The organism is Corallococcus carmarthensis, from assembly GCF_003611695.1.
Lineage (GTDB): Bacteria > Myxococcota > Myxococcia > Myxococcales > Myxococcaceae > Corallococcus > Corallococcus carmarthensis.
This window is the reverse complement of sequence record NZ_RAWE01000123.1, coordinates 1-13,804: the sequence shown is the minus strand read 5'-3', so window position 1 is coordinate 13,804 and position 13,804 is coordinate 1. Positions and strand designations below refer to the sequence as shown.

The following is a 13,804-nucleotide window of genomic DNA, read 5'->3' as shown; positions in this document are numbered from 1 at the left end:
CTTCGCGTCATTCCCTCTGACAAACGGGATGACGCGGTCAGGCGTGATCCACCGCGGGAGGTAGGCATTGCCTTCGTGCGCTTAGCGTTCAGTCGCGAACCCGCCGTGGAACGTGGGCGGCAGGGCGTGGTCGAAGTGGCAACGCGCCACGGGGCCGTCCTCCAGCCGGCGCGCGTCCAGCACGGCGACGTGGGACGCGTCCGCCTTCTCGTCGTAGACCTGGGTGAGCACCCAGCCGTCGTCCTCGGCCGTGGCGCCGGGGCGGGGGACGAAGATGGGCTCGGAGGGGTAGGTGCCCTCGCCCAGGTCCGCCGTCGTCATGCGGCCCGTGGCCATGTCCACGCGCGCCACGCCGTTGAAGAGTCCACGCCGCGCCTCGTTGCTCCGGTGCACGCCCATGTAGAGCGTCTGGTGCGCGCGGCCCACGACGCCGGGGGCCACGCGGGGGAACTCGCAGCTCACGTCCAGCCGCTGCTCGGAGCGGAAGGTGCCTGCCTTCACGTCCACCACCGCCCGGTGCAGCATGCCCTGCGCGTCGGAGGAGGTGGTGCCGTGCACCAGCTCACCCAGCCACTGGTTCGTCGTGAAGTCGGGGTAGCGCACGTAGTCCACCACCAGCGTGTCGCCCTCTTCGTATGCGTTGGCGAAGTGCCACGTGTAGAAGGCGTCCGTGGGGATGCGCACCGGGTGCGCCACGTCGTCGATGGGCACCACCAGCACGTCCGTCCCCGCCTCCGGCCGCCACCGCAGGTTCTCCGAGTACGAACCCACCCGCAGCAGCGCGCGGAAGAGGTTCAAGCGCAGCGGTGACAGGAAGAAGACGAGGTAGCGGTCCGTGGCGATGAAGTCGTGCACCATGGTCGCGCCCGGCAGCTTCACCGTGCCCAGCCGCTGGGCCTTGCCGCCGTCCGGCAGCGCGAAGATGTCCGCCACCGTCTCCCGGCCATAGCGGATGCCGAAGTTGTAGGACGCCTTGCGCGACGGCACGCGGTGCGGGTGCGCGGAGAACGTCTCCACCACCGTGCCGTCGAAGTCCGTCTCGCCCAGCGTGGACAGGTCCTCCGGGGACACCTCCACCGGCACGCTGCCCTCGAAGAGGGCGTACAGCTTGCCGTTCCACGCCATCACGGACGTGTTCGCGGAGTTCTTGCGCACGTTGCGCAGCTTGTGCAGCAGCGGCGTGGGCGTGCCGTAGGCGCCGTAGCGCTGGGAGGGCGCCTCGCGCTCCGCGACCATGGTGGGCGTGTCCAACAGGCGTGACGCGCCCTTCACCCCGTCCGCGCCGAAGCGCACGCCCAGCATCCCGCCGTCCCCGTCGAACCAGTGCTGGTACGGCCGGCCGTGCACGTCGAACGTCCACGGCCCCACCCGGTACAGCGAACCCCGCAGCCCTTCCGGCACCTGGCCCTCCACCCGCAGCGGTTCGAAGCCGTGCTGCCGGGGAAGCGTGCGGAACGCCCGCTGCCAGCCGGGCGCGGAGGAGGACATCGTCTGCTTGAACGCGGTCGTCATGACGGCTCCCTTTCCAGTGCAACGTAGGGCGCGGGAGAACCCCGCGCCGCTCATCTTGTAGACACTGTAAACATCGCATGTTGTCAGTGTCAACATAGATGTTGACGCTGGTAACTTTGGCCCGTGGATGGTCAAGTCGCGCAGGCGACAGTTGGCGCGCATGAGGAGGCACGGACGGTGGCGACCCGGGGCAGGCGGAAGCAGGCGGCGGAAGCACCGGCGGACAAGGACAAGGGCCGCTACCACCACGGGGACTTGCGCCAGGCGCTGGTGGACGCGGCGGTGGCGCTCATCGCCGAGGAGGGCTTCGGCGCGCTGACGCTGCGGGAGGTGGCCCGGCGGGCGGGCGTCACCCACGCGGCGCCGTACCGGCACTTCGCGGACAAGGAGGCACTGCTGGAGGCGGTGGCGCACGAGGGCTTCCGCGCCATGGCGCGCGAGATGCGCGAGCGCATGGCCCCGGAGACGGGCCCCCTGGAGCGGCTGTACGCGGCGGGCGTGGCCTACGTGATGTTCGCGGTGCGCCACCCGCCGCACTTCCGGGTGATGTTCGGCCCGCACTTCACCCGGCCCATCTCGGCGCCGCCGGAGCCGGAGGGAGAGGAGGGGGCCTTCTCGTTACTGGTGAACACCATCAAGGCCGGACAGGCGGCGGGGCTCCTGCGCGCGGGCGAGTCCCAACCCCTCACGCTCACCGCGTGGTCGCTCGTGCACGGGCTCGCTTCGCTGATCGTGGACGGGCAGCTCGGTGAAGCCCTCCAGGGCGCGGCGGACGCGGAGGCGCTCGCCCGCGTGCAGACGCGGCTGCTCGTCGAAGGACTGAAGCGGCCCGCACACGGCTGAACACGCGCGACAGTCGGTAGGGAAGCGGGTTGACCGTCGGTGATTGTCGGGTACGGTCGGCGCCATGGTGCGGATACCGGAAGAGAATGGGCCGAGGGTCCGGGCGCGGGAGCTGGGGCTTCCGCTGGGGCGCTTCAAGACTGGGAAGTACAACGCCATCACCGACGTGGAAGGCGTGCTGGTGGGCCACACCACCATCATCCAAGGCTCGGGCCCCCTACGCCCCGGCTACGGTCCGGTGCGCACGGGCGTCACGGCCATCCTGCCCAACCTGGGCAACATCTTCATGGAACGCATGAGCGGAGGCGGCTTCGTGCTCAACGGCGCGGGCGAGGTCTCCGGCATGACGCAGCTCATGGAGTGGGGCCTCATCGAAACGCCCATCCTCCTCACCAACACCATGGCCGTGGGCGCCGTGTCCGACGGCGTGGCCAACTACCTCGTCCAACGCTACCCGGGCATCGGTGACGAGCACGACGTCATCATCCCCGTGGTGGGCGAGTGCGACGACTCGTGGCTCAACGACATCTCCGGGCGCCACGTGCGCCAGGAGCACGTCTTCGCCGCCATCAACGCCGCGAAGTCCGGCCCGGTGCAGGAGGGCAACGTCGGCGGCGGCACCGGCATGGTGACGTGCGACTTCAAGGGCGGCATCGGCACGTCGTCGCGCAAGCTGCCGGAGGTGCTGGGCGGCTACACGCTGGGCGTGCTCGTCATGTCCAACTTCGGGAAGATGCACAACCTGCGCGTGGGCGGCCTGCCGGTGGGCGAGGTGCTGGTGGAGAAGTTCAAGAACACCCCCCACCGCGGCAAGTCCTACGGCTCCATCATCGCGGTGGTCGCCACGGACGCGCCGCTCCTGAGCCATCAGATCAACCGCCTCTGCAAGCGCGTGGGCCTGGGCATCGGCCGGGTGGGCAGCTACGCGGCGCACGGCTCCGGTGAAATCGTGGTGGGCTTCTCCACCGCGAACATCATCCCCAGGCGCACCCAGAAGATGGTCTACAAGATGAAGATCCTCCTGGATCAGCGTCTGGACCCCCTCTACGAGGCCGTGATGGAGGCCACGGAGGAGGCCATCCTCAACGCCATGTGCATGGCGGAGCCCATGACGGGGGTGAATGACAACTATTCGCCAGCGCTGCCCCTGGACGAGGTCCGCCGCTTCGTGGACGCCTGCCGCCCCATCTTCGCCTCGGTGAAGAAGCGCCCCCACCAGACGAGCGTGCCGGCCTCCCGGGAGCGCCCCAGCGACGAGGACCGGGAGGGGGATGTGACCCTGGGCTCGGCCCTGCCCACCCAGGTGCGCAGCGCGGAGGGCATTCCCTTCCCGACCCGGCCCGCCCCCAACGAACCCCCCGCGGACGGGGCGCCAGGGCCCGCGCCGGAGGCTGGCGGGCCTCCCACCTCAGAAGACCCCGAGGGTTCCTCTTCCGGGAGCCCGTAGGCTTCTGATAGGTAAGCCCCCCTTTGCTCCATTCCGGAGACCAGGAGCCACCCACATGGCCAACAGCAAGAGCAAGCACCGCCGCGTGCAGATGAAGATCCGTCAGCACTGGAAGAAGCGGATCAAGAAGCAGAAGGAAGCCGCCAAGACCGCCGCCGCCGAAGGCAAGAAGAAGTAGTTCCCGCCCTGGCGCCGCTCCCGGCGGCCCTGGCTTTACTGCCGGGTCGCCGTGAAGGGGCGCGTCACGGAGCATCTGAGGGAGCTGGTCCCCTGGGTGCGCGAGTAGCTGCCGGTGAAGGTCCCGGCCAGGCTGACCACGCCGCCGTCCCCGGTGTCCCGGGCGACGGTCCCGGTGAGGCTGAGGAAGGTGTTCACCCCTCCGTCGCGGCTGGACGGCGGCGCGCCGGACAGGCTCAGGGCGCCCGACGCGTACACCTGGCCCGTCAGCGGCACCCCCGTCAGCGTGCCCGTGAGGGTTCCGCCGTCGCGTTGGAGGGTCAGCGGCTCGCCGTCCGCCAGGGCCTGCACGTTCAGGTTCACGCACTCGGCGGGCAGTCCCGCGTCATCCCGGAACGCCAGGGGGTAGCGGCCCTCCACGGGGGGGCACGTGTCGCCGCAGTCCGTCGTCCCTCCCTCGTCGCAGGCGGGTGTGAGCAGCAGGAAGGTGCTGGACACCACTGCGACAGCCGCCAGGGGAGCGAAACGTCCAGAAGTCATGGATGGCCTCTTGGGTGAAGGAGGGACGGGCTTCCTGCTGGGAATGTCCGTTCCTACGTTGCGTGCAGCAGGTCTGGGGGACGGGGTGGGGCGGTGACGGCGGGCGACTCGAAGCGGTATTCCAATTTCATCTTCGCGGGGCTCTTCGCCGTCGCGTTGATTCTTTTTTCACGCATCTTGCTGCCGTTCCTGATGCCGGTGCTGCTGGGCGGCTTCCTGGTCGTCCTGTTCATGCCCATCCAGGACTCCTTGGACCGGCGGCTCCGGGGCCGCAAGTCCCTGACGGCGGGACTGTCCACCCTCGCGGTGTTCCTGCTCATCCTGGCCCCGCTGGCGCTGGTGGGTTGGATGGTGGCCCGCGAGGTGCTCCAGTTCGTGGGCCAGGCGCAGGACCTGTTGGATCAGGTGGACCTGCGCCACCACTTCCTCAACAGCCTGCCCCGGGGCGTCGCCCGCTACGTGCACTTCGATCCGGAGAGCTCGGAGACGGAGCGCCTGCTGATGACGGCGGTGTCGGGTGGCGCGGGGCTGCTCGCGGACCTCGTCGGCGCCGGCACGGAGCTCATCGTCAACATGTTCCTGATGACGGTCGCCATGTACTACTTCTTCCTGGACGGCCGTCGGCTGGTGAACGAGGTGGCCCGGCTGATCCCGCTGGAGCGCCGCTACTTCGACGCCTTCTCCCACGAGTTCACGGACGTCGCGTACGCCATCATCTACGGCAACACCGTCACCGCGCTGGTGCAGGGCGCGGTGGGCTTCGTGGGGCTGCTCATCGCGGGTGTGCCGCACGCCGGGGTGTGGGGCGCGGCCATGGTGCTGGTGGCGCTGGTTCCGGTGGGCGGCACCGCGCTCGTGTGGGGGCCCATCGGCGTCATCCTCATCGCCGCGAACCGGGTGAGCGAGGGCGTGTTCCTCCTCGCGTGGGGCACGTTCCTGGTGGGCAGCATCGACAACGTCATCCGCCCGCGCCTGTGCGGCTCGCGCATGGCGCTGCACCCGCTGCTCGTCTTCCTGTCCATGTTCGGCGGGCTGGCGGTGTTCGGGATGATGGGCCTCCTGGTGGGGCCGCTCATCGCGTCCATCTTCATGGCCATGGTGCGCATCTACCGGCGCGACTTCCTCGGGCGTACGCAGGAATCGCAGCCGGCCCCCATGGTGTCCGAGGATTCCTCGCCTTCGCACGTCACGCAGCCCTCGCCAGTGCCCTCCGCGGCGAGCGTGGGTCACGTGATGAACGCCTGAGTTCCGAGCCTGGACTTCGCCCCGGCGCTGGGTGAACCTGCCCGGAGCATGACGACCACCCGAAGCGCGAGGGTCCCCTCGGGACTGCTGCGGACCCTGGCCCTCGCTGGAGCCCTGGCGGCTCCGGCCGCGGCGGCCTCTGACGCCCTGACGCCGCCGGCCTTCCACGGCACCCGGGAGTCCCCCGCGTGGCTGTCGCTGCGGCTGGGCAGCGCGACGGCGGGGAAATCGAAAGAGGAGCCGGAGGTGGGCGCGCCCACCTGGGTGCGGCTCAACCTGTCCCTCACCGCGACGTGGCGGCGCTACTGCGCGCGGCCCGGCGTGGACAGCTGTGGCGCGTACGACCGGCTTCCGGAAGAGGATCAGCTGGGGGACACGTCCGACTTCTCCTCGTCGCATCCGTACCTGGGGCTGGCGCTGGAGGCGGAGGTGCTGCCCCTGGCGCGCGGGCAGTCGTCGGTGCTGCGCGGGCTGGGCTTCAAGCTGGGGGCACAGCGGGCCTTCTCCAGCTCCGACGTGACGCTCACCGGGGACGGCGGCCAGACGCCGGTGCGCGAGGTGTCCGCGACGGACACGGCCTTCACCGCGCAGGCGCTGTACCGCTTCTACTTCCGCTTCGGCACGACGCGGCCGCAGCAGGGCTACGTGGGCGCGCGAGCCGGTCTGCAGACGCGCGCGTTCGACGTGGAGGCGTCCACGGACACCCCGCTGTCCGGCACGCACCGCGTGTTCCCGGCGGTGGCGTTGGACCTGTCCGTGCCGCTGTTCAGCTCGGTGCGGCTGGACGCGTCGGGCGGGCTCCTGCTGTCGCCCAAGCCGGGGCGTTCGCCGGACGCGGACGGGGGACGGCGCGCGCAGGAGGTCAGCGACTTCGGCACGTCCGTGTCCAGCTTCGGCTGGGGCGCGGAGCTGGGGGTGACCGGGGACATCTGGGGGCCGTTCGGCTACGACGTGGCCTGGCGGCTGGCGCACTTCCGGGACCGCTTCTCCGGAGCCGGGACGCTCACCGGCTGGGACGACGGCGGAGCGACCGAGGAGACGTACTCCAGCCTGCACGTCGGGCTGATCGCGACGTACTGACACTGGGGCTGTCCGGCGCGCGACATCGCCCGGAAGCCCAGGTGCCTGGACCCAGGCGGGATGCCTACCCCTTGCCCCCACGGCCTGATGCAGGCCGTGACCCAAGGGGGACGCGTCTCGGTGCGAGCAAGGCAATGGTGGAAGCGGGGACTGGCGGGCCTGACGTGCCTCGCCCTGGTGGCGTGTGGCGGCGGGGATGACTCCCAGGCGCCCACGCCCGGCACGCCTTCCGGCACGGCCACCGACGACGCGGGCACGGAGACTCGGCCCGACGCGGGCACGGTGGATGGGGGCGCGCAGCCCTCGTCCGACGCGGGCACGGGCTCGCCGTCCGACGGGGGCACTGGAACGCCGGATGCGGGCACCGCGCCGCTGACGTGCGCGCCCACGGCGGGTGACACGCGCTGGGTGCTGGAGGGCGAGGCCTTCACCGCGCAGGTGACGTGCGCGACGGGGCACACGGCGGCCGGCCTGCGCTTCGGGGTGAGGAACCTGCCCGCGGGCGCCACGTTCGATGAGGCCACCGCCACGCTGCGCTGGACGCCCGCGCTCAACCAGGGCGCGGTGTGGATGCTCACGCTGGAGGAGCGGACCACGGGCGAGACGGGCACGCTCAAGGTGGGCGTGGCCAACAACGACAACGCGCCGGGCAAGGCGGACATCGTCGACCCCGTGGCCTACACGGAGGAGTACGGGCTGCCCGTGGTGCACCTGTTCTACGACCCGGACGTGGGCCTGACGGCGGGCGGCTACCGGCCCGCGGCGGTGGTGTACCGGGGCCACCGCTACACCATCGAGGCGAAGTACCGGGGGGCCACCTCCAGCGTGTTCCCCAAGCGCAGCCTGACGTTCAAGTTCGCGGAGGACGACCTGTTCTCCGAACCCGTCTTTGGCGACGGCTTCAAGGACCGCAAGCGCGTGGTGTTGATCACCACGTTCAATGACAACTCATACCTGCGCTCGCGGCTGGCGTTCGACGTGTGGAACCGGCTGTCCCCGAGCGCCGTGCGCATCCGCACCTTCAGCGTGGTGGTGTACGCGAACAACAGGTTCCGCGGGCTCTACACGGCGGCGGACCACGTGGACAAGCGGCTGATGGAGTGGAACGGCATCGACGACGACTCGGACCTCTTCAAGGCGGTGGACGCGGACGCCAACTTCTCCCGGCTCAAGCGCAACGGGCAGACGAAGGAGCACCTGCACGTCGGCTTCGAAAAGGACGAGGGCACGCCGGAGCAGAACCAGCCGCACGCCTTCGACACGCTGGACGCCTTCGTCGCGTGGGTGGCGGACTCCAGCGCGGACGGCTTCCGCCAGGAATTCGGCACGAAGCTGAAGGCGCGGGACTACGAGGACTGGTGGATCTTCAATACGCTGATCCAGGGCAATGACTCGCAGGGGAAGAACGCCTATCACGCGTATGACCCCAAGGCGGGCGGCCCGTGGCGCTTCATCCCGTGGGACCTGGACGCGAGCTTCGGACAGAACTTCGACACCACGCGCACCAGCGCCACGGCGCGGCCCACCTACGCGTCCGACAACCTGCTCTTCCAGCGGATGCTGGCGGAGCCGGTCATCGCGGGCCCCATGCGTGAACGCTACCGCCAGGCCCTGAAGAACGAGCTGAGCGAGGCCACGGTGCAGGCGCTCATCGACGGCTACGTGCAGGAGCTGGGGCCCAATGCACAGCGGGACGAGGCGCGGTGGGCGGAGGAGTACCGCAACTTCGCCAAGCCGGGCGCGGAAGGGGATGGCAACTTCCCGGACTGGCATCTGCGCCAGGACTTCAAGACCCACGCGGAGGAGGTGGAGTACATCCGGCAGTGGGTGCACACGCGCTGGTCGGCATTCCAGTCGCAGCTGCCGTGAGGTTGGTGGCGCGGCGGGGGGAGGACCTCGCCGCGCCCACCGGGACTACCACTGCGCAGGGTCGGCGTCGGCGAACGTCGTGCCGGCGGCGATTTCGTCGAACCAGATGCTGCGGTTGGGCTGGCTGCCCTGCATGTAGCCGTTGTCGTACCAGCCGTTGGCGTAGAGGCCCACGCGGAACTGGAAATAGCGGTCGTCAGCGACGGTGGTGGCCAGGTTGTACTGCTCCAGGACCTTCACGCCGTCGAACCAGAGCTTGATGTAGCCGGTGCTGTCGCTGGCCCACTTCACCTGCATGATGACCTTGTGCCATTCCCCCGCGCTGACCGTGGCCAGGCTGGGGAAGGTGACGGTCTTCTGGGCGCAGACGGTGCCTTGCTTGACGCGTGTGTAGAGCTGATTGCCGGAAAGCCACACCATGGTGGACGGCATGTAGTCGTCGCAGCCGGTGTTGGAGAAGTCCGCGATGAACTGCGCGATGTTGTAGGACTGGGGTTGGAACTGCCAGTCCTGCTGCAGGCGGAACGCGAAGCCGTAGAAGCCCGTGTCGCCCCGGCGGTACACGTTGTTCTTCACGACCTCCGAGTGGTAGCGGCCGGTGTAGTTCGGGTCGTAGATCTGCGTGACCTTGATGGCGGTGGGGCCCTCGTAGGTGAGGTTCGTCACCTCGTTCACGGACCCGTTGTGCTCCCGGTTGATGGAGTTCCAGCCGGTTGTCGTTCCGGTGTTGCGGAAGATCTCCGCTGCCTCCGCGACCAGCCCGAACGCGAACAGCGACACGCCAGCGGCCACGGCGAAATGCTTGGCTTGCACTGGAAGCTCCTTTCCCGAGTTGCTGATTACGCCAGTCTATTAGGAAATTCTGGGATAATCCGCAACTGCATGATCAGGCGCTGGCTGTTGGGTGTGGTGCTGCTGTCCCTGGGGTGTGCCTCCGTGCCACCCGTGCAGCGACCAAGAAGGGAGCTGCATCAGGGCTCGCGGGTGGGCGCGGGCTTCAGGTGGCAGGGACGGTCGGAAGGAAGGGACACGGCGCCTCACGTTGAGCAGGGCGCGGTTCGGGATGCCATCGACGAGGTGACGGACTCGGTGGACGGCATCGCCCGAGGGCTCGCTCGACTTGAGGACCGGGATGAGGGCATCGGCGGACACGGTGGTGTCTTTACCCGCTACCTCGACCATGGCTCGGGACAGGTGGAGCGGCTTCGTGGGCTGCTCAGGGATGCCACGCTGCTCGCGGAAGCTTCGGATGCGGTGACGGACGCGGAGCTGGCGCAAGCGCTCCTCCGGATGTCAGGCCAGCGAATCGAAGGCGCGCTGGCCAGCGCGATGTTGCTGGCCGCGTGGCTCGACTTCCTCCAACTCGCGGACGCCGTGCTCGAGCAGTGCCCCTTCTACAGCGTGGAGCAGGTGTTCGTGGACCTGGCCCGCGTGCAGGGGCGGATCGATCCAAGCCTGGCCCGGCTCCAGTCGCTGGAGCCGGAGCAGGTGGAGGCCGCATCCGTCGCGATGCCAGGGCTGATGGGCGCCCTCACGCGCGAGTTCCAGTCCATCCGCGAAGGCGTTCGTGCTTCGGCGGAGCTGGGCGGGAAGGTCGTGGCGGCGGCCCGCTTCCTGGAGATGATCACGCTGGTCTCGTCGCTGAAGGCGTCACTGCCACGGCTGCCGCCCTCGGGACCCGCGACGGTCGGCGTGGGGCTCGTGATGGGCTCGGGTGGCGTGATGATGGGCTCCCGCATCGTCGTCTCCGCGGAGTGGGTGGAGCGGATGCGTGCGCTCGTCCAGGCGGGCGTCATCACCGCGCCGGTCGTCAGCGCGGCGGTCCGCGTCCACGCGGGCCAGGTGCTGATGGCGCAGGGGAGTCAGGACCTGCCGAAGGGCGTCCGCGAAGCGCTCGGCGAGGGCCCTGAGGTCCGTGGCATGCACGAGACTGGCAGGGCAGGGGCCGGAATGGCGGATGCACCGAGGCACCACGTGATGCCGCGTGAGCACCGGGAGTGGTTCGAGAAGCGCGGCTTCAAAGGCGCGATGGATATCGACCAGTTCTGCGTCCGCCTGGATCGCGCGAACCATGAGGCCATTCATGGTGGTGGAGACTGGCGGCTCGGGCGCACCTGGCCCGGTGAATGGAATCAGCTGGTCATGAAGGCGCTTCGTGAAGCCGAACTCGAAGCTGGCTCGAAGTTGACCCGAAATGAGGTCCTGGCCATCGTGGCGAAGCGCATGAAGTTCTACGACATTCCCATGAACTTCGTTCGAGGGAGCAGGCGATGACCGACGGACGTTCCTGGAACGGCAACTGGAAGGTCCGCATCCATGAGCGGCTCCATGAGCGCGGTTTCAAGTCACTCACGGCGTTCGCCGAGTCGCGACCCGCCGTGCCGTTCGTGGAACTGGCGGAGGAGCTTGGGAAGGACGATGTCGCGGGCGTCCAGGTTCTGCGCGGACTGCTCGCCGAGGCAGAGCAGCGCAAACAGGTCACGCGATTCGTGCGCGATGTGCTGGTGCGCCATCTTGCCGAAAGCCTCCCAGATGGGTGGCCCGCCGAGATGGACAGGAGGAACCGGTTCCTGGTTGCCACGGCGCTGGCGTATTGGTCCACCGACACGCCTGACACCCACCAGGCGCGGATCGATCGGGCAAGGGCCGCCCTTCGCGCCAATCCACCCCCGCCGGGCTGGCGTCCCCTCGGTCCCGACGACGAGCTCCTCCTGTCATTGCTGCCAGACGAGGAAGCCTGAGCGGCATCCCCAAAAAGGGGGCAGGTCCCGGCCATCGTGGTGGAGCTCATGAAGCACTACGACATCCCCATGTACTTCGTTCAAGGGAGCGGGCGATGACCGACGGACGTTCCTGGCAGGGCAACTGGAAGGTCCGCATCCAAGAGCGGCTTCAGGAGCGCGGCTTCAAGTCACTCACCGCGTTCGCCGAGTCGCGGCCCGCGGTGCCGTTCGTGCAATTGGCGGAGGAGCTTGGGAAGGAGGATGTCGCGGGGGTGCAGGTCCTCCGCGGATTGCTCGCTGAGGCGGAGCGACGCAAGCAGGTCACGCGGTTCGTGCGGGATGTCTTCGTGCGCCACCTGGCCTTCAGCCTCCCGAATGGGTGGCCAGCCGTGATGGACGATCGTTCCCGGTTCCATGTCGCGAAGGCGATTGCCTACTGGTCCACGGACGCACCTGAAACCCATCAGGAACGGATCGATCGGGCAAGGGCCGCCCTTCGCGCCAATCCACCCCCGCCGGGCTGGCGCCCCCTCGGTCCCGACGACGAGCTCCTCCTCACGTTGCTGCCGGACGAGGAGGCCTGAGCGCCGGCCCGCAAAGGAATACCGCACGGCCCTTGGCGCGGTTATCCTCCGTGAGCGTGCGGAAGCCCCGGGGTGGGGCTTCCGAGCCCGGACGAGGTGCGCCGTACCCGGTCACGACAAGACGACGCCTGAACGGGAGTCGTGCGTCATGACGTCGTCGTGGATCATCCTCATCTTCGCCGGGCTGCTGGAAGTGGCCTGGACCCTGGGCCTCAAGTACACGCAGGGCTTCACCCGGCCGATCCCCAGCGTGCTCACCGCGGCAGCCATCGTCGCGAGCATGGGGTTGCTGGGCATCGCGGTGAAGCAGTTGCCCATCGGCACGGCCTACGCGGTCTGGGTTTGCATTGGCGCGTTCGGTGCGGCGGTCGCGGGCATGGTGCTCTTCCACGAACCCGCCACGCCCGCGCGCCTGTTCTTCCTGGGCCTGATGATCGTCGCCATCGTGGGGCTGAAGTTCACCAGCGGGACACACTGAACGAACTGGTCCCCCGCGGGGACGTTCATCCCTCCCGCGAGGGACAGCGAGCAAACAGAAGTCCGCGCCGGACCGTGGGGGAGTGAACCCTCCCCGCGGATGGGTTTCCGGGATGCGCATCCCGCAGGCACAGGATGCGCCCCCGGTTCCCCATCACGCGAGGTCACGGCGATGAGCGACGCGAAGTTCGAGCTGTACTACTGGCCCGGCATCCCCGGCCGGGGCGAGTTCGTGCGGTTGGTGCTGGAAGAGGCAGGCGCGGATTGGGTGGACGTGGGCCTGCAACCGGAGGGCACCAAGGCCGTCATGGCCATGCTCGGCAAGGGCCCCGTGCCCGCGTACGCGCCGCCCGTGCTCAAGGTGGGTGACCTCGTCATCTCCCAGGCGCCCAACATCTGCGCCTACCTGGGCGAACGCTTCGGCCTCGTGCCCTCGGACGAGGCGTCGCGGCTGCACGCCCGTCAATTCCAGCTCACCGTCGCGGACGGGGTGTCGGAGGCGCATGACTCGCACCATCCCATCGCCGCGATGAAGTACTACGACGAGCAGAAGGACGCCGCGAAGCATCGCGCCGAGGACTTCCGCACCCAGCGCATCCCGAAGTTCCTGGGCTACTTCGAGCGCGTGCTGAAGGCGAACCCCCAGGGCGGCGGGAAGTACCTGCTGGGCCGCGACTTCACCTATCCAGAGCTGGGGTTGTTCCAACTGGTGGACGGCCTGCTGTATGCCTTTCCCAACGCCATGCGCCGCATCGCCCCGGAGGTGCCCGCCGTGATGGCCTTGCATCAGCGCATCCGCGAGCGTCCTCGCATCGCGGCGTACAAGCAGTCCCCACGCGCGCAGCCCTTCAACCAGAAGGGCATCTTCCGCCACTACCCGGAGCTGGACGACCCGAACGCGACGAAGTGACCCTCGGGCACGTCGACGATCTCCCGGGCGAAGAACAGGTCCTCGCCCACGCCGGCCACGCGCACCTGGATGAGCGGGTCCGCCGGGTACTGCGTGGGCGGGTCGTCGAACACCAGCGCCACGACGATGCCCACGCGGCCCAGGAACCGCTCCGACACGGCGTCGTCCGGTTCGGTGCGGACCACCATCACCGTCGCGCCAATGCGCACCGGCGCGCCGTCCACGTCTTCCGTCAAGATGAGCGAGGGATCGTGCTTCATGGTGCGTAGGTCCGGGGTTTGAGTCGTTTCGACAACGCCCAGGTCGTGAGCGTCAACAGCGCCCATGCCCCCAGGTGATAGGTGGCCACGTGTCCGGGGCCCTGCTCACACGCCAGCTCGCCCACGAACGCCCCCAC

Annotated in this window: 15 protein-coding genes and 1 riboswitch; of the genes, 11 read left to right on the top strand and 4 right to left on the bottom strand. The window is 68.9% G+C overall.

Annotation, left to right across the window (positions count from 1 at the left end; all coding sequences use genetic code 11):
* Window positions 1-81 precede the first annotated feature (81 nt).
* Window positions 82-1,512 (bottom strand): carotenoid oxygenase family protein, encoded by a 1,431-nt coding sequence (locus D7X32_RS27620; protein ID WP_120605566.1) that lies wholly within the window; start codon window positions 1,510-1,512, stop codon window positions 82-84.
* A 177-nt stretch (window positions 1,513-1,689) separates the two neighbouring features.
* On the opposite strand from D7X32_RS27620, the gene D7X32_RS27615 reads away from it, so the two are divergent.
* From D7X32_RS27615 to D7X32_RS27605, 3 genes are all read left to right on the top strand, one after another.
* Window positions 1,690-2,355 (top strand): TetR/AcrR family transcriptional regulator, encoded by a 666-nt coding sequence (locus D7X32_RS27615; RefSeq protein ID WP_120605565.1) that lies wholly within the window; start codon window positions 1,690-1,692, stop codon window positions 2,353-2,355.
* 64 nt (window positions 2,356-2,419) lie between these two features.
* Complete coding sequence (locus tag D7X32_RS27610; protein ID WP_120605564.1) at window positions 2,420-3,802, top strand: DmpA family aminopeptidase; 1,383 nt, start codon at window positions 2,420-2,422, stop codon at window positions 3,800-3,802.
* Between the two features lie 55 nt (window positions 3,803-3,857).
* Entirely contained in the window at window positions 3,858-3,980 is a 123-nt protein-coding gene (locus D7X32_RS27605) for an aminopeptidase (RefSeq protein ID WP_120560766.1), read from the top strand.
* Between the two features lie 35 nt (window positions 3,981-4,015).
* Here D7X32_RS27605 and D7X32_RS27600 read toward each other — a convergent pair whose 3' ends face one another.
* Window positions 4,016-4,519 carry a hypothetical protein gene (locus D7X32_RS27600; protein WP_147450291.1) on the bottom strand — a complete coding sequence of 168 codons (504 nt, stop codon included), beginning with the start codon at window positions 4,517-4,519 and terminating at the stop codon, window positions 4,016-4,018.
* 93 nt (window positions 4,520-4,612) lie between these two features.
* Here D7X32_RS27600 and D7X32_RS27595 point away from each other — a divergent pair, with 93 nt between their 5' ends.
* The 3 genes from D7X32_RS27595 (at window position 4,613) to D7X32_RS27585 (ending at window position 8,713) form a co-directional block, all read left to right on the top strand.
* A complete protein-coding gene (locus tag D7X32_RS27595; RefSeq protein WP_120605562.1) occupies window positions 4,613-5,764 on the top strand; it encodes an AI-2E family transporter in 1,152 nt (383 codons plus the stop codon).
* Between the two features lie 48 nt (window positions 5,765-5,812).
* A complete protein-coding gene (locus tag D7X32_RS27590) occupies window positions 5,813-6,844 on the top strand; it encodes a hypothetical protein (RefSeq protein WP_120605561.1) in 1,032 nt (343 codons plus the stop codon).
* Window positions 6,845-6,964: 120 nt separating this feature from the next.
* Complete coding sequence (locus tag D7X32_RS27585) at window positions 6,965-8,713, top strand: CotH kinase family protein (protein WP_244239211.1); 1,749 nt, start codon at window positions 6,965-6,967, stop codon at window positions 8,711-8,713.
* Between the two features lie 45 nt (window positions 8,714-8,758).
* Here D7X32_RS27585 and D7X32_RS27580 read toward each other — a convergent pair whose 3' ends face one another.
* Window positions 8,759-9,526: a polysaccharide lyase family 20 protein gene (locus D7X32_RS27580; protein WP_120605559.1), complete on the bottom strand. Its 768-nt coding sequence runs from the start codon at window positions 9,524-9,526 to the stop codon at window positions 8,759-8,761.
* 69 nt (window positions 9,527-9,595) lie between these two features.
* Here D7X32_RS27580 and D7X32_RS27575 point away from each other — a divergent pair, with 69 nt between their 5' ends.
* From D7X32_RS27575 to D7X32_RS27555, 5 genes are all read left to right on the top strand, one after another.
* Window positions 9,596-10,987 (top strand): DUF2380 domain-containing protein, encoded by a 1,392-nt coding sequence (locus D7X32_RS27575; RefSeq protein ID WP_120605558.1) that lies wholly within the window; start codon window positions 9,596-9,598, stop codon window positions 10,985-10,987.
* A complete protein-coding gene (locus D7X32_RS27570) occupies window positions 10,984-11,454 on the top strand; it encodes an NUDIX hydrolase (RefSeq protein WP_120605557.1) in 471 nt (156 codons plus the stop codon). Before D7X32_RS27575 ends, D7X32_RS27570 begins: the two co-directional genes overlap by 4 nt.
* 95 nt (window positions 11,455-11,549) lie before the next feature.
* Entirely contained in the window at window positions 11,550-12,020 is a 471-nt protein-coding gene (locus D7X32_RS27565) for an NUDIX hydrolase (RefSeq protein WP_120605556.1), read from the top strand.
* A 61-nt stretch (window positions 12,021-12,081) separates the two neighbouring features.
* Window positions 12,082-12,151, top strand: a riboswitch (guanidine-III (ykkC-III) riboswitch).
* A gap of 17 nt (window positions 12,152-12,168) precedes the next feature.
* Window positions 12,169-12,498 carry a quaternary ammonium compound efflux SMR transporter SugE gene (gene sugE, locus D7X32_RS27560; protein WP_120605555.1) on the top strand — a complete coding sequence of 110 codons (330 nt, stop codon included), beginning with the start codon at window positions 12,169-12,171 and terminating at the stop codon, window positions 12,496-12,498.
* Between the two features lie 171 nt (window positions 12,499-12,669).
* Window positions 12,670-13,407 (top strand): glutathione S-transferase, encoded by a 738-nt coding sequence (locus tag D7X32_RS27555; protein WP_120605554.1) that lies wholly within the window; start codon window positions 12,670-12,672, stop codon window positions 13,405-13,407.
* Here the strand turns inward: D7X32_RS27555 and D7X32_RS27550 are convergent.
* The gene (locus D7X32_RS27550; protein WP_120605553.1) at window positions 13,371-13,667 is read right to left on the bottom strand and encodes a Carotenogenesis protein CarS; all 297 of its coding nucleotides are present in this window, start codon (window positions 13,665-13,667) and stop codon (window positions 13,371-13,373) included. The genes D7X32_RS27555 and D7X32_RS27550 overlap by 37 nt on opposite strands.
* Window positions 13,668-13,804: the final 137 nt, after the last annotated feature.

Excerpts from the sequence above, each read along its gene's own strand:
- D7X32_RS27620 (WP_120605566.1), bottom strand. The coding sequence starts at position 1,512 with ATGACGACCGCGTTCAAGCAGACGATGTCCTCCTCCGCGCCCGGCTGG.
- D7X32_RS27610 (WP_120605564.1), top strand. The coding sequence starts at position 2,420 with ATGGTGCGGATACCGGAAGAGAATGGGCCGAGGGTCCGGGCGCGGGAG.
- D7X32_RS27605 (WP_120560766.1), top strand. The coding sequence starts at position 3,858 with ATGGCCAACAGCAAGAGCAAGCACCGCCGCGTGCAGATGAAGATCCGT.
- D7X32_RS27600 (WP_147450291.1), bottom strand. The coding sequence starts at position 4,519 with ATGACTTCTGGACGTTTCGCTCCCCTGGCGGCTGTCGCAGTGGTGTCC.
- D7X32_RS27590 (WP_120605561.1), top strand. The coding sequence starts at position 5,813 with ATGACGACCACCCGAAGCGCGAGGGTCCCCTCGGGACTGCTGCGGACC.
- D7X32_RS27575 (WP_120605558.1), top strand. The coding sequence starts at position 9,596 with ATGATCAGGCGCTGGCTGTTGGGTGTGGTGCTGCTGTCCCTGGGGTGT.
- D7X32_RS27570 (WP_120605557.1), top strand. The coding sequence starts at position 10,984 with ATGACCGACGGACGTTCCTGGAACGGCAACTGGAAGGTCCGCATCCAT.
- D7X32_RS27565 (WP_120605556.1), top strand. The coding sequence starts at position 11,550 with ATGACCGACGGACGTTCCTGGCAGGGCAACTGGAAGGTCCGCATCCAA.
- sugE (WP_120605555.1), top strand. The coding sequence starts at position 12,169 with ATGACGTCGTCGTGGATCATCCTCATCTTCGCCGGGCTGCTGGAAGTG.
- D7X32_RS27555 (WP_120605554.1), top strand. The coding sequence starts at position 12,670 with ATGAGCGACGCGAAGTTCGAGCTGTACTACTGGCCCGGCATCCCCGGC.
- D7X32_RS27550 (WP_120605553.1), bottom strand. The coding sequence starts at position 13,667 with ATGAAGCACGATCCCTCGCTCATCTTGACGGAAGACGTGGACGGCGCG.